At 75.4% G+C, this 19,221-nt stretch carries 9 protein-coding genes; 4 read left to right on the top strand and 5 right to left on the bottom strand.

Translation table 11 applies throughout. The features are described 5' to 3' along the window. Positions 1-241: 241 nt before the first annotated feature. Positions 242-3,373 carry a PD-(D/E)XK nuclease family protein gene (locus WMF46_RS15410; protein WP_437986304.1) on the top strand — a complete coding sequence of 1,044 codons (3,132 nt, stop codon included), beginning with the start codon at positions 242-244 and terminating at the stop codon, positions 3,371-3,373. Next, the gene (locus tag WMF46_RS15405; protein ID WP_437986303.1) at positions 3,370-7,437 is read left to right on the top strand and encodes a UvrD-helicase domain-containing protein; all 4,068 of its coding nucleotides are present in this window, start codon (positions 3,370-3,372) and stop codon (positions 7,435-7,437) included. Before WMF46_RS15410 ends, WMF46_RS15405 begins: the two co-directional genes overlap by 4 nt. 71 nt (positions 7,438-7,508) lie before the next feature. Here the strand turns inward: WMF46_RS15405 and lon are convergent, their stop codons facing one another. The 4 genes from lon to WMF46_RS15385 all read right to left on the bottom strand — a co-directional run bounded on the left by lon (position 7,509) and on the right by WMF46_RS15385 (position 13,894). Next, on the bottom strand, positions 7,509-9,923 hold the full coding sequence (gene lon / locus WMF46_RS15400; RefSeq protein WP_437986302.1) for an endopeptidase La: 2,415 nt from the start codon (positions 9,921-9,923) through the stop codon (positions 7,509-7,511). Positions 9,924-9,975: 52 nt separating this feature from the next. Further along, entirely contained in the window at positions 9,976-10,827 is an 852-nt protein-coding gene (locus WMF46_RS15395; protein ID WP_437986301.1) for a hypothetical protein, read from the bottom strand. 77 nt (positions 10,828-10,904) lie between these two features. Continuing rightward, positions 10,905-12,878: a hypothetical protein gene (locus tag WMF46_RS15390; RefSeq protein ID WP_437986300.1), complete on the bottom strand. Its 1,974-nt coding sequence runs from the start codon at positions 12,876-12,878 to the stop codon at positions 10,905-10,907. A gap of 5 nt (positions 12,879-12,883) precedes the next feature. Then, positions 12,884-13,894: a PEGA domain-containing protein gene (locus WMF46_RS15385; protein WP_437986299.1), complete on the bottom strand. Its 1,011-nt coding sequence runs from the start codon at positions 13,892-13,894 to the stop codon at positions 12,884-12,886. A gap of 175 nt (positions 13,895-14,069) precedes the next feature. Here WMF46_RS15385 and WMF46_RS15380 point away from each other — a divergent pair, with 175 nt between their 5' ends. Both WMF46_RS15380 and WMF46_RS15375 read left to right on the top strand, forming a co-directional pair. Continuing rightward, a complete protein-coding gene (locus WMF46_RS15380; protein WP_437986298.1) occupies positions 14,070-15,833 on the top strand; it encodes an OmpA family protein in 1,764 nt (587 codons plus the stop codon). An 89-nt stretch (positions 15,834-15,922) separates the two neighbouring features. Then, entirely contained in the window at positions 15,923-17,995 is a 2,073-nt protein-coding gene (locus tag WMF46_RS15375; RefSeq protein WP_437986297.1) for a thrombospondin type 3 repeat-containing protein, read from the top strand. Positions 17,996-18,013: 18 nt separating this feature from the next. Here the strand turns inward: WMF46_RS15375 and WMF46_RS15370 are convergent, their stop codons facing one another. Then, positions 18,014-18,862 (bottom strand): hypothetical protein, encoded by an 849-nt coding sequence (locus WMF46_RS15370; protein ID WP_437986296.1) that lies wholly within the window; start codon positions 18,860-18,862, stop codon positions 18,014-18,016. Positions 18,863-19,221: the final 359 nt, after the last annotated feature.

The raw sequence follows: 19,221 nt of genomic DNA, 5'->3' as shown, positions 1-19,221 counted from the left end.
TTCCCAACAGGTTTTTCAACACGCATTCCGATTTCCCCACAAGAATTCCCACATTCCGCGAGACTTTTTCAACAAGGCGCGCCCCCGGCGGAGGTTGCGAGGGGACGGATGCATGAAGTAAAGGGTCTGCCGTGAGGTACCCCTTGCTGGACGTGCATTCAGATGCGCCGGCGCCCTCTCAGCCCCCTGCCGTGGCGGGCGCCTGCGCTTCCCGGGAGCGGCGCTCGGCCGTCTCGCGGTGGTGAGCAGAACATCGCTCCTCATTGTCCCGACCGAGCGGCACGTTGAACGCGAGCTCGCCTCTCTCGATCTGCGCGACGCGCGCACCGCGGACCAGGAAATCCGCTCACGGTGGAGCTTCGTTTCCGAGGCGCTCGCCCTGCTGGCGCCGGACGCCGCCATAGCGAGCCTTCACACAACCCGCCTCGCCACCCGGCTCGCCCTCGACGCCCTGCCGCCGGATCGGCTGCGGCAGCCGGCCGAGCCTGCCGCGCGCGTCGCGCTCGCGCACGCCCTCGACCGCGCCCTCGGGAGCTTCCGGCGCGCCGGGACCTCCCCGGCGGATCTGCGGGCGCTCGGGACCACGTACGCGATCGCCATCGCCGAGGTCCTCGATCGGGCGGACGCCGCCCTGCGGGCAGCGCGCCTCGTCGACCCGCGCTGCGCGGGGTTCCTGCTCGCGCGGGCGCTCCGCTCGGCCGGCGCGCTCCCGCTCCCGCGCAAGGTCGCCATCCGCGGCGCCGTGGCCTGGGAGCCCGACGATCTCGCCTGGGTCGAGGCGCTCCACGCCGCGGTCCGCGCGCGCGGCGGCGCGGGCGTCACCGTCGAGCTGCCCGCGCTGCCGGACGACGGCGCGGCGCCGGTCGCCGACGCCCTGGAGCGGCGCTGGGCCTCGCTCGAGGACGCGCCCGAGATCGCGTGGGTGCCCGACGGCGGTGCGGAGCCGCTCGCCGCCGTCGCGGCGAGGACCCCGGAGGGCGAGGCGCGCGCCGCCGCCGCCGAGGTGGCCGCCGCGCTCGGCCGCGGGATCCCGCCCGAGCGGATCGCCGTCGTCGTGCCGGCGCTCGACGACGCAGCGATCGAGCCCCTCCGCGCCGCCCTCGCCGACGCGGGCGTCCGCTCGTCGGAGCCGCGCGGCCGCGCCGCCGCGAGCTGCCCCGACGGGCGCGTCGCGCTCGCCCTCCTGCGCCTCGCCGTCGGGCCGGTGCGCCGCGAGCAGGCGATCGAGATCCTCCGCGCCCCGGGGGTCCACGCCGGCGCCTGGATGGACCGCACGTCCGCCGCCGAGGCGGAGCGGCGCTCGACCGACCTCGCCCACCGGCTGCGCGACGTGCCGGTCGAGGTGGATCGCACGGGCCGGCTGCTCATCGACGGCCTCATCTCGGTCGTGGCGGCCCGCCGCGCGGACCGCCGCGCAGGGACGGCGCGGCCGGCGCCGGCGACCGCGCAGGAGGCGCTGAGCGACGCGGAGCTCGCCCTGGGCCTTTCGGTGCTGGGCGGCGCGCACGGCGACGAGGACGGTGACGACGAGGCGTGGATGCCGCACGCGCTGGAGCGGCTGCTCGCCAGCGCCCGCTGGATCGGCGAGGCGACGACGCGGCCCGAGATCGTGCGGCGCTTCCTGTCGCTCCTCGACAAGCTGGGCTTCGGCGAGCCCGGGATCGAGGAGCTCCGCGCCGCGCTGCGCGGCGAGCGGCGGAGCGGCGGCGCGCTCGCGCTCGAGGCGATGGGCGCGATGGGTCAAGGCGCGCGGGCCGCGCGCGCGATCCGCGAGCAGGCCGAGGCGCTCGCGCGGGCCGCGTACGACCTCGGCTGCGAGGAGCGCCCCGCCACCGCGGCCGAGATCTACGCGGAGCTCGAGCGGGCCGCGGCCGAGCAGGGCGCCGGGCCGCGCGGCGACGCCGGCCGCGCCGGCGCGGTGCGCATCGACGTCGCCGCAGGGTTCACGGCGCTCGAGCACGACGTGGTGGTGGTGACCGGGCTCGACGCGCGCGCCTACGGCGGCAGCCCGGGCGCGGACGAGACGCTGCTCGGCGAGGCGCTCCGCGGGAGGCTGCCGGCGCCGAGCCGCCCCGCGTCGGGGCGCGAGCGCCAGGCGGCCCAGCGCGCGGAGCTCGGCTGGGCGCTCGCCGGCGCCCGCCGCGTCGCCCTCTGCTTCACGCGCGGGGACGACAGCGAGCCGAACGAGCCGCACCCGCTCTTCACCGCGGCCGCGGCGGCCGGCGCGCACCAGCGGACGGAGCCCGCCTCGCGCGTCGCCCCGGACGCGGCGCCCCTCGGCCCGCGCGACGCGGAGCTCATCGCCCTCGCGGGCGGAGGGCGGCCGGCGGCGGACCTCGCGGAGCGGATCCGGATCGAGCGCGCCCGCGCGGACTTCTTCCTCGATCCGCGCGCGCCGATCGACCTCCACACGGGCCGCGTCCTCGTCGACCGCGATCCCGCGCTCGCCGCGCAGCTCAGGGCCGCGATCGGCGGGGCGCACCCCGGCAGGCCGATCGCCGTCACCCACATCGAGCGCGCCGTGGGCTGCGCCTTCGCGGCGTTCGCCCGCCGCGTCCTGCACGTGCGCCGCGCCGAGGATCTCGCCGAGTCGGCCGACGCGCGCGAGCGCGGCACGCTGATCCACCGCGCCCTGCAGGCCTCGTTCGAGGCGCTGCGCGAGCTCGGCCCGGAGCGCGATCCGGCCGAGCAGCTCGCGGCGGCGCGCGCCGCGGCCGAGGCGGCGCTCGGCGCCTCGGCGCCCATGGCCCCGCTCCGCCGCGAGGCGGTCGAGAAGGCGATCGCGGACGTGATGGAGGTCGTGGCCCGCACGCTCGACGGAGACGGGGAGGACGCGTCGCCGGAGCTCCGCTTCTTCCTGGCCGAGCGGCGCTTCGGCGCCGGAGAGCCGCCCCCGTGGCAGCCGCTCGAGCTCCCCCCGCTGTCCGACGAGGAGGACGGCCCGAGCCTGTGGGTCGACGGCCAGATCGACAGGCTCGATCGATCGACCGACCAGCGCGTCGTGCGGGTCGTCGACTACAAGACCGGCAAGCTCCCCGACGCCAAGGAGCGGCGGAGGGCGCTCCAGCTGCCGCTGTACAGCGCCATCGCGGCGCGCGCGCTCGGCGCGGAGGAGGTGCGGGCCGTCTACATCGGCGTGCGCCAGCGCGGGCTCATCGAGCTGTGGCCGCGCACGGCGGACGAGCAGCGCGCGCTCGCCGAGGGCTGGGCCGAGGCCGCGCGCACGGCGCGGGCCGCGGTCGTCGCGCTCTGGGAGGGCAAGGCCGCGCCGCGGCCGGCGCTCTCGACGATGTGCGCGCGGTGCGACGCGCGCGACGTGTGCCGCCGCCCCGCGGTCGTGCCGAGCGACGAGGCCGCGGAGGAGGTCGCGTGAGCGCCGCCCCGCGCGGCGCGGAGCTCGCCGAGGGCGACGCGCTCATCTACGCCTTCCGCCGCAACGTCGTGGTCGCCGCGAGCGCCGGCACCGGCAAGACCCACCGCCTCACGGCGCTCTACGTGCTGCTCACGCTCGGCCTCACCTCCCTCGGCCTGCCCGACGCCGCGTCCGCCGCGCCGCCTGTGCCGCCGGACCGCATCGTCGCGACGACGTTCTCGCGCGCCGCGGCGCGGGAGATCGCCCACCGCGTCGAGCGATCGCTCCGCGAGATCGCCCGCTGGAACGGCGAGGCGGACATCCCCTTCGCTGACATCCTCCGGGCGCGGCAGGCGGCCGTCGCCGGCCTCGCCGGCGCGGGCGGCGGCGCGTCGCTGCCCGCCGCCGAGCTGCGCAAGCGCGCCGAGGAGGCGCTCGCCCGCCTCCCCGCCGCGCGCATCGACACGCTCCACGGCGTCGCCAAGCAGATCGTGGACCGGCACGCGATCGCGATGGGGCTCTCGCCCTCGGCCCGGATCCTCGACGAGGAGGAGGCGCAGGCGCTCAGCGACCTCGCCGTCGACGAGGCGCTGAGCCGCGCGCTCGCCGATGGGGGCGAGCGCGCCGAGGCCGCGCGCGCGCTCATGGCCGCGACGGGCGGCGTCGAGGCCGCGCGAAGCGAGGTCACGCGGCTGCTCGACCGGCTCGACGAGGACGGCCTCGCGCCGCGCCGGCTCGCCGTGTCCGACCACGCCGCCGAGGCCGGCGCGCTCGCGCGGGAGCTCCGCCGCCTCGCCGCCGGGAGCGCCGCGCTCGGCAGCGCCGCCTTCCGCGCGCCGGCGGCGGCGCTCGTGGCGGCGCTCGGCCGCGAGGACGGCGGCGCGCCCTTCCCGGCGAGCGCGGCGAGCGCCCCGCTCATCGAGCTCCTCACGCAGCGCAAGCCGCACAAGAGCAAGTCCACGCCGGCCGACGAGGCGCTCATCGCCTTCCGCGAGGCGCTGCCGGGCGAGACCCACCGCGACAAGGCGCAGCAGCTGCTCGGCTTCCTCCGCGAGGCCCCGGCCCTGTCGCGCCGCGAGGCGCGGATCGTCGAGCTGCTGGAGGAGATCCGCGAGCGGCTCTCGGCGATCCGCCGCACCGAGGGCGGCCTCGGGTTCGGGGACCTCCTGCGCGCCGCCCGCGACGGCCTGCGGGACGATCCGGCGATCGGCGCGGCGGTCCGCGGCTCGGTCGACGTGCTGCTCGTCGACGAGTTCCAGGACACGAGCGCGGTGCAGCGCGATCTCGTGTACCTCCTGCGCGAGCGGGACGACGCCGCCCTCTCGCGCCCGGCCGGCGCGGCCCCGACGGCGGCCAGCCTGTCCGGTCATGGCCTGTTCCTCGTCGGCGATCGCAAGCAATCCATCTACGGGTTCCGCGGGGCCGACGTCTCCATCTTCTGCCGCGTCTGCGCGGAGCTCGCCGGCGCCGCCGCGGGCCGCGCGCTCGAGCTCGCGCCCGCGCTCTGGTCGCCGGATCCGAGCGCCGATTTCGTGGCGCTCCGCGAGAGCCGCCGGTCGACGCCCGAGCTGCTCGCGTTCATCAACGCCTTCTCCGCGCGCGATTTCGCCCAGGATCGCGGCTCGGGCGACGGCGACGCGGGCGCGCCCCAGGCTTCGCCGCGCGAGTTCGAGATCGCCTACAGCGCGGCAGAGCACCTCGTCGCGGCGCCCGGCAGGGCCGCGGAGGGCCCGACGGACGTCGTGCTCGTCAGCGACGGCGGCGGCGCTCCGGACGGGGTCGACGCCCTCGTCCGGGACGCGCGCGGACAGCTGCGCGAGGCGCTGATCGCGGCCGCGTACATCGCGCGGCGCGTCCGCGGCGCGGGCGGCGACGGCGCCGCGGGCGGCGACGGCGCCGCGGGCGGCGACGGCGCCGCGACCGGCGATCTGCGCTTCCGCGACGTCGCCGTGCTCACCCGCCGGAGGAGCACGATCCCGCTCGTCGAGCTGGCGCTCGCGCGCCTCGAGATCCCGTACGTGGTGGCCGGCCGCGCGCTCTTCGACGCGGCCGAGGTCCGCGATCTGGCCGCGATCCTCCGCCTCCTGCTCGATCCGCGCGATCGCCTGGCCCTGGCGACCGTCCTCCGCGGCCCGGTGGTGGCGCTCTCCGACACGTCGCTCGCGCTCCTCGCGCCTCCTGGCCGCGGCCTCGCGGTCCCGTTGCTCGGCCGCTGGCCCGCCGCCGCGCTGGCGCAGGGGGTCTGGTCGCCCTCGCCCGACGACGCCGAGCTCGACGACGGGCGCCCGCTCCCCGTCCTCGCGCGCCTGCCCGCGGGGGATCGCGAGCGCCTCGAGGCGTTCCGCGCCCGCTACGCCGGCCTGCGCCGCGCGGCGCTCCGCTCGACGCCGGGCGAGGCGATCCGCGCCGCGGTCACCGCCTTCGATCTCGACCGCGTCATCGCGGCGCTCCCTCGCGCCCAGGCCCGCCTCGGCAATGTCGACCGCCTCGTCTCCATCGCCCGCCGCCGGGGCGGCTCGCTCGCGAGCTTCGTCCGCTGGCTCGACCGCCGCATCCGCGACGAGGCGGACGAGCCCGAGGCCGCCGTCTTCTCGCCCGAGGACGACGCCGTGCGGCTCACGACGATCCACGCCAGCAAGGGGCTCGATTTCCCGGCCGTCGTGCTCCTGGATCTCAACGCGGAGCCCCGCGCGGTTCAGCCTGGCCTGAGCTACGTCCCCGCCGCGGGGGACCGGCCTGCCGCCCTGCTCGTGCGCCATTTCGCGCGGGTCATCGACGGGCGGTCGCGGACCGGCTCGCTCCCCGACGCCGAGGCGTCGGCGCGCGGGCCGTTGTTGCCCGTCAGCACGCCCGCGCTCCAGGCGGCGCGCGCCGAGGTGCGGGCGCGGGAGCGCGCCGAGCGGCAGCGGCTCACGTACGTCGCGATCACGCGCGCCCGCCGCGAGCTCGTGCTCGTCGGCGCCGAAGCGAAGCCGCGGAGCGGCTCGGCGTGGCTCACGCTGAAGGCGGCGGTCGGCGCCGAGCCCCGCGCCACAGCGACGGCCGACGACGAGCCCCGCGTCGCCGCGGCGGACCTCGTCGAGGCCTCCACGCCGCTCGCCGGCGCCATCCGCGCGACGCTCGACGCCTGCGCGCTGCTCGCCGGGGCGAAGGCGCCCGCGCCTGGCACCGACGCGTACGCGCGCGCCGCGCCGGCCCCCCGGGCGCCGCCGGCGACGGGGCCTGCCCGCGCGCAGACCGTGCTGGTCGCGGCCGCGTCCCTCGCGGCGTTCCAGGCGTGCCCGCGCCGCTTCCGGCTGCGCCACCTCCTCGGGATCGGCGAGCCTGCCGGCGAGGGCCAGCTCGGCCTGTTCGACGTCGAGGGCCCGCCCGAGCTCCCGGGCGAGGAGCGCGTCGAGCTGGAGGACGGCGCGGATCCTCGCCCTCCTGGCCGCGCCGTGCACCGGGTGCTCCAGCGCTGGCCGCGCGCGCGCTGGGGTGAGCCGACCGAGGCCGAGGAGGTCGTCGCCCGCCTCACCTTCGAGGGGTTCCCGCCGCACGGCCCGGACGTGCTGCGCACCGCGGAGCGCGTCGCGCGCTTCCTGGACGGCCCCTACGCGCGGCAGGTGCGCGCCGAGGAGGCGTCGCTCCTCCGGGAGGAGGCGCTCGTGCTCGACGTCGAGCCCCAGCGCTCCGGACGGCGGCGCGGCGCGAGGCTCGCGCTCTCGCTCGCCGTCGATCTCGCCGTCCTGCACCCGGGCGGCCTCGTCGACGTCGTCGAGTACAAGCGCGCGCGCCCCCGGGCGGATCTCTCGCCGTACGAGCTCCGCCTGCGCGCGTATGCGCTCGCGCTCAGGAGGCGCCACCCCGACCGCCCCGTCCGCGCAGGCGTGCTCTTCGTCGGCGCCGAGGTCGAGCCCGTGTGGCTCGCCGCCTCGGGCCCCATGGGGACCCTCACCGAGGACGAGCACGCGCGGTTCGAGCGCGAGCTCGCCCGGCTCGCCGATCGCTTCGCCGAGGCGAGGTCCGAGGATCGCTTCGACGGCGTCCCGGTCGAGGCGTGCCGCAAGCTGCGCTGCGGCTTCGTGCGGGCCTGCCACGGCTAGCGTCGCCGCGGCGCCCGGAACGCGCTCGAAATCGAACGAAGGCGGGAAGGCGCTCGTGGAGCGCCCTCCCGCTACACCCCCGCCTGCTCCTCGACCTCCTCCTGCGACGCGCTCTGCGCCGGAGCGCGCCGCGGCGGCTCCAGCACGAGCGGCAGGATCTCCTCCATCGACGACACCATCGTGATCTTGATCTGCTCCTTGACGTCCTGCGGCACGTCCTCGATGTCGCGCCGGTTCTTCGTCGGGATGAGCACGTGCCGGATCCCGGCGCGGTGGGCCGCGAGCAGCTTCTCCTTGACGCCGCCGACCGGCATCACCCGCCCGCGCAGCGAGATCTCCCCCGTCATCGCGACGTCGCTGCGCACCGACGCCCCGAGCAGCAGCGACGCCACCGCGGCGAACATCGTCACGCCCGCGCTCGGCCCGTCCTTCGGCGTGCCGTGCTGCGGGATGTGCACGTGCAGATCGATCTCCTTGAGCCACTCCGGATCGAGGTGCAGCCGATCGGCCTTGCTGCGCACGAAGCTCACCGCCGTGCTCGCCGACTCCTGCATCACGTTCCGCATGTTGCCGGTGAGCACCACGTTGCCCTTGCCCGGCATCTTCGTCGCCTCGATGAAGAGGATCTCGCCGCCCGCCGGCGTCCACGCGAGGCCGGTAGCGACCCCGGGCTGGAGCGTCCGCTCGGCGATCTCGGGGCGGTGCTTGTGCGGGCCGAGCACCTGCTCCACGTGCTCGGGCGTCGCCACCTCGCGCACGTCGTGGCCCTCGGCGACCTTCACCGCCGTCGCGCGGCACACCGCCGCGATCTGCCGCTCCAGGCCGCGCACGCCCGCCTCGCGCGTGTAGTGGTCGACGACCGCCTCGATGCCCGGCTCCGTGAACTCCAGGCGCTCGTCCGTGAGCCCGTGCGCCGACAGCTGCTTCGGCACCAGGAACTCCCGCGCGATCCCCAGCTTGTCGGTCCGCGTGTAGCCGGGCACCTCGATGACCTCCATGCGGTCGACGAGCGGCCCCGGGATCCCGTCCCAGTTGTTCGCGGTCGCGAGGAACATCACCTGCGACAGATCGAACGGCAGGTCGAGGTAGTGGTCCTGGAACGTCGAGTTCTGCTCCGGATCGAGCACCTCGAGGAGCGCCGCCGCCGGATCGCCCCGCAGGTCGACGCCCATCTTGTCGACCTCGTCGAGCACGAGCACCGGGTTCCTGGTCCCCGCCTTCTTCAGCGCCTGCAGGATGCGCCCGGGCAGCGCGCCCACGTAGGTGCGCCGGTGCCCGCGGATCTCGGCCTCGTCGCGCACGCCGCCGAGCGCGATCCGCTCGTAGCGGCGCCCCATGCTGCGCGCGATGGACTTGCCGAGCGACGTCTTGCCGACGCCGGGCGGCCCGATGAAGAGCAGGATCGGCCCCTTCTTGTCCGTGCGAAGCTGCCGGATCGCCGAGTACTCGACGATCCGCTTCTTCACCTTCTCCAGCCCGAGGTGATCCTCGTCGAGGCAGCGCCGCACGCTCTCGACGCTCAGCTTGTCCACCGTCGTCTTGGACCACGGCAGATCCGCGATCCACTCGAGGTATGTCTTGGTCACGTTGAACTCGGCCGACTGCTGCGCCATCGAGCGCAGCCGGCTGAGCTGCTTGCGGACCACCTTGTCGACCTCCGCCGGCACCTTGGCGCGCCGGATGCGCTCGCGGAGCTCCTCGATCTCGTCGTCGTCGCCGCCCTCGCCGAGCTCCTCCTTGATCGACTTCATCTGCTGCCGGAGGATGTACTCGCGCTGCGACTTGCCCATCTCCTCCTGCACCATGGAGGAGATCTCCTTCTTGACCCGCAGCACCTCGAGCTGGCGGCCGACCATCGCGAGCACGAGGCGGACGCGCGCCTTCACGTCGAACGCCTCGAGGATCTCCTGCTTGTCGCCGACCGAGGCCTGCGCCTGCGGGAAGTTCGACGCGATCAGATCGGCGAGCGCGCCCGGCTCGCGCACGTTGTCGAGGATGCCCGCCGTGTCGCGCGGCAGGTTCGGCATCAGGCCGAGCACCTCGCGCGTCGCCTCGCGCAGGCCCGCGCCGAGCGCCTCGAGCTCCACGTCGCGCACGAGCGACTCCGGGATGCGCTCGATCCGCGCGCGCATGTACGGCTCCAGCGAGAACGCCGACTTCATCCGGAAGCGGCCGAGCCCGTTCAGCACGACCGAGTAGTTGTTCGGGCCGAGCCGGATGACCTTCACCACGCGCGCGACGGTCCCGACGGAGTAGAGCTCCTTGAACGTCGGCTCGTCCACGTCGGGCGACCTCTGGCTGATCACGCCGACCAGCGCGCGCTCGCGGCCGAGGAGATCCTCGACGAGGCGCACGCTCCGCGGCCGGCCGACGTTGATCGGCACGACCGACATCGGGAACAGCACCGAGTTGCGCAGCGGGAGGATCGGGACGCTATCCGCGTCGGGCGAGGGAGGCGTTCGCGAAGAAGGATCGCCGGTCGGCATGCAGACAACCCTAGTACAGCGCTCTTCTCGAAGCCATGACGCGGGCGCGCCGCTAGAAGTCCTTGATCTTCCAGACCCCGTGCTCGCGCGTGAAAGCGACCGTGCCGCCGGCGCCATAGGCCATCGACGCGCTGTCCCCGGTCTCCTCGATGGTCGCCGTCGGCAGCGCCGCCTTGATCGCCTGGACGACCCGGTTGATCTGCTCCTTCTGCGGCCCCTCCCAGGCGCTCTTCAGCTTCTCGGGCGTGAGCTGCGCCGCGGCGGCCGCGGCCTTGACCGTCCCGGGCCGACCGCCAGGCTTCTGCGCCGCGTCAGCTCCCGCGGTCCCCGGCGCGGCTCCAGGTCCGGCGGGCTGCGCCGGGCCCTCGCCGCCGGCGCGCGCGGAGCCGGCCTCGCCAGGCGCGCCTGCCTCATCGGGCGCGGCGCCCGCGGGCTCGACGAGGCCTTCCCTCTCGGCGTCAGGAACGTAGCGCATGATCACGTCGTAGCGCCTGCGCTCGAAGGCCCGCAGGAACCCCACCAGCGCCTGCCGGGGCGTCGCCTGACCGTAGAGATCGACCGCCGCCGCGTCGAGCCGCCAGCGGCCGCCCTCGAAGACGAGCAGGAGCTCCTCGCCGTTCGGCATGGTGACCGTCGCGGTCACCACCGGATCGGCCGCGGGCCGCGCGATGGCCCGGGCGATCTCGAGCGCGTCGTCCGGGTTGTCCCGCACCGCGCGCCGGAAGGCCTCGAGCGACATCGACCGCTTGGCCTCGTCCGAGAGCAGCCGGTAGGCGGCGTCGACGCGCCCCTCCTGGAGCGCCTGCGCGTAGGCCCGGAGCGTGTCGCTCGGGCCCTGCTGTGCGTAGCTCGATCCGCACGCCGGGAGCGCGAGGGCGAGCAGGAGAAGCGCCGTGCGTTTCACGGATCGCGCCATAGCACAACGCGGCGGCGAGCGCGCAGGCGGCGCGGCGCCGCCCCCTGCGCTCGCCGCCGTCCCCGTCACTTCGCGCGCTTCAGCACCGCCCCGTCCCTCACCGGCGCGCCGTCGCTGCCGTCCGGCGATCCCTCGTTGATCCAGTAGACGGTCGCCTCGTCCACAGCGATGTCGCCCGGCCGCGCCTGCCCCGAGGCCAGGACCTCCTGCTCCCCGCCGCCCTTCGGCATGCGCACGACCGTCCCCGCGTCGCGCCGCGTCCAGTACACGTGCCCCTCGTCCACCGCGAGGCCGTTCAGCTGGCCCTGATCCGACGCGATCTCCTCGGGCGCGCCGGCCTCCGCCCCGCTCAGATCCGCCCGGAAGACGCTGCCGCCCTCGAAGCTCGCCCAGTAGACCGCCGCCGCGTTCCCCTCCCCGTCCACGTCGAGCGCGATCTCCCGCGGGGTGAGCTGCTCCGCGGCGATCGTCACCGAGGCCTCTCCCACGCGGCACGCCACCGCCCCGTCGGTCCTGCCCAGCGTGCCCTGGTACGTCCAGCACACGGTGTCCCCCGCGCTGGCCACGCGGTAGGGCGACGAGAACGTCGTGCCGGGCGGCGTGAGGTCCTCCGGCGCGCCGAGCGCGACCTCCGCGCCGCTGCCGCTCAGCTGCGCCCGGAACACGCCGCCTCCCCAGAGCTCGGTCCACGCGAGCGCGTCGCCCGAGAGCGCGAGCCCCTCGGGCTGCTCCAGATCGGCGAGCAGCACGCGCGGCTCGCCGCCCGCGAGCGGGACCACGCTCAGCGTGCCGTCCTCCGCGTTCGTCCAGAAGGCCACCTGCCGCGCCTCGTCGATCGCGAGATCCCGCGGCGAGGCCTGCGTCGCGCCGAGGATCCGCGGATCGCCGCCGCCGACGGGCGCCGTCTTCAGCTCCCCGTCCTCCTGGGCCATCCCCTCCCCGTCGAACGTGGCGCCCGCGATCCACGTCACGCTGCCCCCCGCCACCCGCAGCGACACAGGGTGGACCTGCGCCACAGCGATGGGGACCGGCGCCGACGCGTCAGGCCTCGTGGACTCGCCGCCCAGCAGCGCCGACCAAGGGCCGCACGTCGGCAGATCCGTGCCCTTCCTGCGGCACTGCCCCTCGCCCGCCTCCGCGATCGCGAGCCCCGCGAGCTTGCCGCTCTGCGCCCGCCGGCACACCTCGACCGGCAGCCGGAGCACGTTGCCCTCCTCCACCCGGAAGCCCGCGTCGCTCTCCGCGTCGAGCGGCACGAAACACGCGCTCTCGCCGCAGATGCCGCCGCCCTGGGTGAGCAGCGCGACGTTCACGTCGCCGCTCGGCGCGGCGGCCCGGCAGACGGTGCCGTCCGCGGCGAACGCCTCGAGATCCACGGGCGCCGACGCGGCGGCGGCGAAGCACCGCAGGGTGTCGAAGCAGAGCCCGTCGCCGTCGCCTGCCCCGCCGCCGAACACGGCCACGGCCTCGTAATCGGGCAGCTCGCGCGAGTCGACCTCGCGCGGCACGCACGAGCCCGCGACGCAGCTCTGGCCCTCGGGGCAGCTGTTCTTGACGAGCACGTTGCCCTCCGCGTCGCGCAGCGCGTTGCCCTGCGCGTCGCGCTCGACCTCGGCCGAGCCGTCGCACAGGAACTGGATGGGCATGTGCAGCGTCGCCGTGCGCCCCTCGGGCACCGTCGTCAGCACCTCGCGGAGCAGGCGCACCCCGTCCTTCCCGCCGCGGCTCGCGATGACGCGCACCCGGAGCGCCTGCGACGGGTCGTCGGGCGTGAGGAAGCCCAGGGTCGCGGGCAGGAGGATCGACCCCTCGCTCCCGAGCCGCTCGAACGTCTCGTCGTAGACGACGGACCCGTCGAGCGTCGCCTCGATCCGGACCGTATCGATGTCCTTCGGCAGCGACATGTCCGTCTGGAAGACGACCATGAGCTGCCCCTTCTCCCCGCCGCAGGCCGAAACCCCCGCTGCCGCCGCCGCGAGCGAGAGCAACACCACCGCCGACATCGTTCCCGTCCGCTTCGTCCGCTTCGTCCGTTTCATCCGCATCAACGTCTCCCTCCGAAGCCGAGCGGGACCGTGCCCAGGCTGCCCTGCTCCGCCGGCGTCCCCGGCTCGAAGAGCAGCGAGCCCGCGACGAGCGCGCCCGCGAAGATCGCCGCGCCGCCGCCGATCCAGAGCCACTTGCTCGCGCCGCCCCGCTGCGCGGCGCGCTCCAGCGACACGTCGATCCGGCGGCGCTCGTCGTCGCGGACCAGGATCTGCGCCTCGTGCGGCGTCATCCCCGGCGCCGTCACCCGCAGCGCGTGGGTCCCGCTCTGCACCGAGCCCTCCCAGCGGCCCTTGCCCACCACCTTGCCGTCGATCGCGATGAGATCGTCCTGCCCCGCCGCGATGGCGAGCCGCCCCCGGTGCAACGCCCGGTCGAGCCGCGCCACGAGCGCCACGCTGTCGCCGCCCACGACCTTCACCTGCCGGATGAAATCGACGAAGCCCGGCTTCGACACGCGGATGCGGCGCTCGCCGATGTCGATCGGCACCGGCGCGGCGAGCGGCGTCGTCCCGACCGGCTCGTCGTCCACGAACACCGCGGCCCCCGGCTCGCTCGCCGTGATCGCGAGGAAGGACACGAACGCCCCGGCCGCCTTGATCAGGTCGGCGATGTCCTGCTTGTCGCGGGCCGACAGCGCGGCGCCCGCCTCGGCCTCCATCCGGCGCAGCGTCGCGATCATCTTCGCGTAGCGCCGCAGGTTCTTCTGGCAGAGCGCGACCTTCCAGAGCAGCCGGTGATCGCGCGACAGCTCGTAGGCGCGCTCGTACCGCGCGAGCGCGCCCGCGTAGTCGCCGTCGTCGAACAGCGCCGCGCCCGCCCCGTGCTCGGCCCTGGCCATCCCGGTCAGCGACTCCGCGAGCGGCGTCTCCGCCGGCGGCGTCGCGGCGGGCGGCGTCGCGGCGGGCGCGGAGCGCGCCGGCTGGGCCGCGGCGACGCCCGCCGCGAGCCAAACGCCGAGCGCGGCCGCGATGGCGCGCCCCCAATGGCCCAGGTGCTTCCCTCGCATCGATGCTCCTTGCTGGCGGAGGCACGCCGCGATGGCGGCGCTCCGACTCTCCGACTCTCCACCTCGGATCACCGCGATGCTATCCGATGCACGCGCCGCACGAGCAACTGTTGGAAACGTCTCGGACAAATCGCCTTTGCTCCGCTCGCGGTGGCGGGGATACCATCCGGCGCCCATGAGAGGCTTCATCACGGTGGGCGCGGCGCTCGCGGGCGCGCTGATCGGCATCGCCCTCGGCCCGTCCTCCGCGCGCGCGGAGGGGCCTGGCGCCGTCGCGCTCAGCCGGTTCGAGCCGACCCCCGCGGGTGATCCGCTCTTCGGTGTGCCGTCGCCGTTCATCGGAGGGCACCTGGTCCCGCGCGGGCTCGCCCTGTTCGACCACGCGGAGGATCCGCTCACGCTCGGAGGCGGCGCCTCGCCCGAGCGGGAGATCGTCGGCAGCCAGTCGCTCCTCCACGTCGGCGGCTCCCTCTCGCTGTGGGATCGGCTGCTCGTCTCGGCGTCGCTGCCGCTCGCGCTCGCCCAGAGCGGCGACGGCGCCGCCGCGGCGGCCGGCGCAGGCGCGCCCGAGGCGCCCTCTTCCCCGGCGTTCGGCGATCTGCGCCTCGGCGTGCGCGTCCGGCTGCTCGGCGACGAGGGCGACCCCTTCCAGATCGGCACGAGCGCGTCCCTGCACCTGCCCACGGGCAGCTCGGACGCGTACGTCGGCGAGGGCGCGGTCCGCGTCACGCCGCAGCTCCTGCTCGGCGGGCGCGTCGCGCGCGTCGTGTGGAGCGTCGCGGCCGGCGCGGTGATGCGGAGCTCCGAGAGCCCCTCGACGCTCGCTTATGGCGGCGGCGCCGGCGTGCTCCTCTGGGACGAGCGGCTGCAGCTCGGCCCGGAGGTGTACGCCGAGACGATGCTCCAGGGCGGCTCCCTGTCGCTCACCGCGCGCGAGCGGGTCGAGGTGGAGAGGACGACGAGCGCCGAGCTCCTGCTCGGCGCGCGGTTCCGCCCGTTCCGCCCCCTCGCCGGCCTCGTCGTCGGGGCGGCCGCCGGGCCGGGCATCGGCGACGCGATCGGCACGCCGTCGTTCCGCGCGATGGGCACGGTGGCGTGGGCTCCCCCGGCGCCGCCGCCCGCCGGCGCGGCGGCGGACGCGGGCGCGAACGCGGATCCGGACATGGACGGCATCGCGGGCGCGCGGGACGCGTGCCCGTACGCGCACGGCCCGGCCAGCGCCGACGCGAAGAGGAATGGCTGCCCCGTCGAGGACGAAGACGAGGACGGCGTCGCCGATCCGGACGACCTCTGCCCCCATGCGGCCGCGGGCTCCGGGGGCGGCGACCCGTCGCGGCGCGGCTGCCCCGCGGACCAGGACGGCGACGGATTGCCCGACGCGCTCGACGCGTGCCCGACGGAGAAGGGCGACGCAGCGGGCGGCGCGACGCGCCCTGGCTGCCCCCCTGCTCCTCGCCAGCCCACGGACCAGGACGGCGACGGCCTGCCCGACGACGCCGACGCGTGCCCGCGCGAGAAGGGCCCGGCGAGCGGCGACGCGCCCGCGAGCGGCTGCCCGACGCGGGTGCGGGTGCAGGGCGAGCAGATCTTGCTGCTGGAGCCCGTCGTGTTCCGCGTGCTGAAGAATGACCCGGCGCCGATCGATCCGAAGAGCGAGGCGGTGCTCGCCGAGGTGCGCGACGTCATCGAGCAGCACCCGGAGTGGGTGAAGATCGAGGTCTCCGCGCACACGGACGGCGCCGGCAACGCCAGGTTCAACGAGACGCTCTCGACCGCTCGCGCGGAGGCCGTGCGCCGGTGGCTCGTCGGGAAGGGCATCGCGGCCGAGCGGCTGGTCGCGAAGGGATACGGGGCGAGCCAGCCGATCTCGGACGACAGGAGCGCGGCCGGGCGGGAGAAGAACCGGCGCGTGCAGCTCCTCGTCCTGGAGAAGAGATAGCCGGCGGGCGACGTCGGAGCGCTGACGAGCGCGGTCAAGCCGTCAGGCGCGGCCCGGGGAGCGAGAGAGTGATGATGAAGCGAACCGTCATGGCCACAGCAGTCGGCGCCGCGCTGGCCCTCGCGGCGGCGCCGCGGAGCGCGGCGGCGCAGTGCGCTGTCACAGGGCCCGTTCAGGCGCTCGTAGATGGTCTCAACTTCCGGTGGGACGTCGGGACGGAGGGGGTGATCAACGACGGGACCAATGACGCCTTCGACAGCGGCATGCTGCTTCGGGTGGACGGGGTCGCCTTTCCTGCCTCGGCCCGGGTGGAGGAGATGGACGGGCGGCAGCTCGTCCACGGGCCGGCGCTCCTCGGCGATCTCGAGGTCACCCGGAAGGTGTACGTGCCGACCGACGAGGGCTGGGCGCGCTTCCTGGAGATCCTCCACAACCCCACCCCCCGAGAGCGGGCAACGGTCGTGCGGATCGAGACGAACGTCGGATCCGACCGCGCTACCACCATCACGCAGTCGCACACCGGCGATCTGGAGTTCACGCCGGCGGATCGATGGCTCGCCACCGACGACGCCAACGACATGGCGGGGGATCCGAGCCTCTTTTTCAATTTCTACGGGCCTTCCGCGGCGATCGCCCCGGCGAGCGTCGGGATGGCCACCTTCGACTGCGCGGAGACGCAGGGGCCCGTCGTCGAGTTCACCCTGAACCTGCCGCCCGGAGAGACGCGGGTCGTCATGCACTTCGGCGGCCAGCGCGCGAGCCGGGCCGATTCCCACGCGGGTGCGGCCCACCTGGACGCGCTCCCGGCGCCGGCGCTCGCCGGGATGTCGGTGGCCGAGCGGGCCTTCGTCGTCAACTGGGACGTGGACGGCGACGGCGACGACGACGGCGTGAAGGACCTCGACGACAACTGCCCGTCCGCGCCGAACCCGGCTCAGGCCGACGCCGACAGCGACGGCGCGGGCGACGCCTGCGATCCCGACGACGACGGCGACGGCGTCCTCGACGGCGACGACGACTGCCCGCTCACGCCGAACGCCGATCAGTCGGACCTCGAGGGCGACGGCGCGGGCGACGCCTGCGATCCCGACGACGACGGCGACGGCGTGCCCGACGACGGCGACAACTGCCCTTCGGCGCCCAACGCGGGGCAGGAGAACAACAAGGACGAGTCGCCGCCGGACGAGAGCGGCGACGCGTGCGACGACGACGACGACAACGACCACCTGGGCGACGAGGCCGACAACTGCCCGCTCGTCCCCAACCCCGATCAGGCCGACGCCGACACGGACGGCCGGGGCGACGCGTGCGACCTGAACGCGCTGGACAGGGACGACGACGGCGTGGAGGACGGCGTGGACAACTGCCTCTCCATCCCGAACCCCGAGCAGTCCGATCTCGACCGCGACGGCGAGGGCGACGCGTGCGACGGCGACGACGACGGCGACGGCGCGCCCGACGACGGCGACAACTGCCCGCTCATGGCGAACCCGAGCCAGAGCGACGGCGACGACGACGGCTACGGCGACCGGTGCGACGACGACGACGACGGCGACGGCGCGCCCGACGCCGACGACAACTGCCCGTTCCTCTCGAACGAAGGGCAGGAGGACGCGAACGGCGACCACGTCGGCGACGCGTGCGACTGCAGCGCGCCGGCGAAGCCCGACGGCGCGCCCTGCGACGACGGCGACCCCTGCACCCGGACCGACGCCTGCGACGGCGGCGTCTGCAAGGGCGCCGATCCGGTCGTGTGCGCGCCCTCCGGGGACGTCTGCACCTCCGCGCAGTGCCACCCGAGGCACGGCGAGTGCGCGCTCTTCCCCAACGAGGGCGCCCGCTGCCCCGGCGGCACCTGCGTGGCCGGCGGCTGCGTGCCCGATGACGCCGGCAGCGGAGGCGGCGGCGCGGGCGGCGAAGACGGTGCGGGCGGCGGCGACGCGGGCTCGGGCGGCGGCGACGCGGGCTCGGGCGGCGGCGGAGGCCAAGGCGGCGAGGACGGCTCTGGCGGCGAGGGCGCCACCCCCAGACCGCTGCGCGGCGACCCCCGGGCGCACGGCAACGGCTGCGGGCTCGCGGCGGGCGCCGACGGGGCGGCGGGCTCGGCAGCGGCGTGGCTCGCCGCCGCGGCGCTCCTCGCGCGGCGGCGGCGGCGCGGGTGACGCGCGCCGACGGCCGCGTCACTCCACAGGCGGGCTGACGCCGGGCGCGCCCCCGGCGGCGGCGCCCCCCTCCCCCGCTCCCGCGGGCTGGCGAGGCCCTTCGGCGCCGGCGCTCCCGGCCTTGCCGCCAGCGTAGCGCCTGCCGGCTCGCTCGGACGCCTTCAGGACGGGGCCGCGGATCGTCTCGATGGCTTCCGCGGGAGCGCTGGAGATCTCCAGGTTGGAGAGCACCGCAGCGACGACGCGGAGCCATTGATTGCGCGCCGCCAGGATCGTCGCGTTCACGACCGGCGCGGTCTTCTCCTTGGCAGCGAGCGCGTCCCGCCGGTGCTCGATCGTCGAGAGCTCCTTGCCCGACGCGATCCACCGCTGCACGGTGTGGAGCAGCGTCGTCTTGCCCGGCGCCGGGATCGCCTTGAGGAAGGCCGCGGTCGAGGGCTCCTCGTCGAGGAGCCGGGCGATCCGCGCCGTGTTGCCCGACTCCGCGGTGGGCGACGCCTTGATGATGGCGAGCCCGGTCGGGAACAGCCTGGCCTGGGCCTGATCACACGCCTCCGCCCCCCCGACGTCCGGCGGCTCCTCCGCCAGACAGTGCTCGCGGTGCGCGTCGATGCCATACGAGACCGCCTTGGCCAGGTGATCGTGGCGCTCGTCGACCTTCGAGAGCTCGTCGTTCAAGGCCGTCATCCCGGCCGACACGCCCGTCCTGCTCGGGCGAACCGCCAGCACGGCGCCGTGGACCTCGGCCACCTTGTCGTGCAGCCCGGCGATCTCCGGGATCGACAGGAACAGCCGCTTCCGCTGGGCATCCTCGATCCACGGAGCGACGAGGGCGACCATCTCTTCGATCATCAGGTGTTTCAACATGGGACAGACCTCCACGTGGGGGACAGCGCGTCGTGCCAGGGAAGCGCCGGTCTCGTGTCCTGTCGATGACACCCGATTACAGGAGCAACCGCGGAGCGCGCAGCGCAGCCCCAGGCCGCGCCTCGGGGTGACCGACGCGACGTGACGGCCCTCACCGGCGCCCGTCATGGGCCGAGGCTCACAGGAGCCGGAGGAAGGCAGCCCCGATCTGGCGCGCAGCGTAATTTTGAAGGGAAGCCCAGGTGTGGACCTGGGCTCCGCGATCCCGGCAAGGTCCTGGGAAGATCGCAATCTTGCTGGCACGTCGAGTTCAGGCGCTCGGGCAGATCGCGATCTCGGCGAGCGCCTGACGACGAGCG

It is taken from the genome of Sorangium sp. So ce117, assembly GCF_051524395.1.
GTDB lineage: Bacteria > Myxococcota_A > Polyangia > Polyangiales > Polyangiaceae > Sorangium > Sorangium cellulosum_B.
Note: the sequence above shows the minus strand (reverse complement) of the source record. Positions and strands in the feature narration are given on the sequence as shown.

Bases quoted from the DNA above. Each gene is read 5' to 3' on its own strand.
- WMF46_RS15390 (WP_437986300.1), bottom strand. From the start codon at position 12,878: ATGAAACGGACGAAGCGGACGAAGCGGACGGGAACGATGTCGGCGGTG.
- WMF46_RS15375 (WP_437986297.1), top strand. From the start codon at position 15,923: ATGGCCACAGCAGTCGGCGCCGCGCTGGCCCTCGCGGCGGCGCCGCGG.
- WMF46_RS15385 (WP_437986299.1), bottom strand. From the start codon at position 13,894: ATGCGAGGGAAGCACCTGGGCCATTGGGGGCGCGCCATCGCGGCCGCG.
- lon (WP_437986302.1), bottom strand. From the start codon at position 9,923: ATGCCGACCGGCGATCCTTCTTCGCGAACGCCTCCCTCGCCCGACGCG.
- WMF46_RS15380 (WP_437986298.1), top strand. From the start codon at position 14,070: ATGAGAGGCTTCATCACGGTGGGCGCGGCGCTCGCGGGCGCGCTGATC.
- WMF46_RS15370 (WP_437986296.1), bottom strand. From the start codon at position 18,862: ATGTTGAAACACCTGATGATCGAAGAGATGGTCGCCCTCGTCGCTCCG.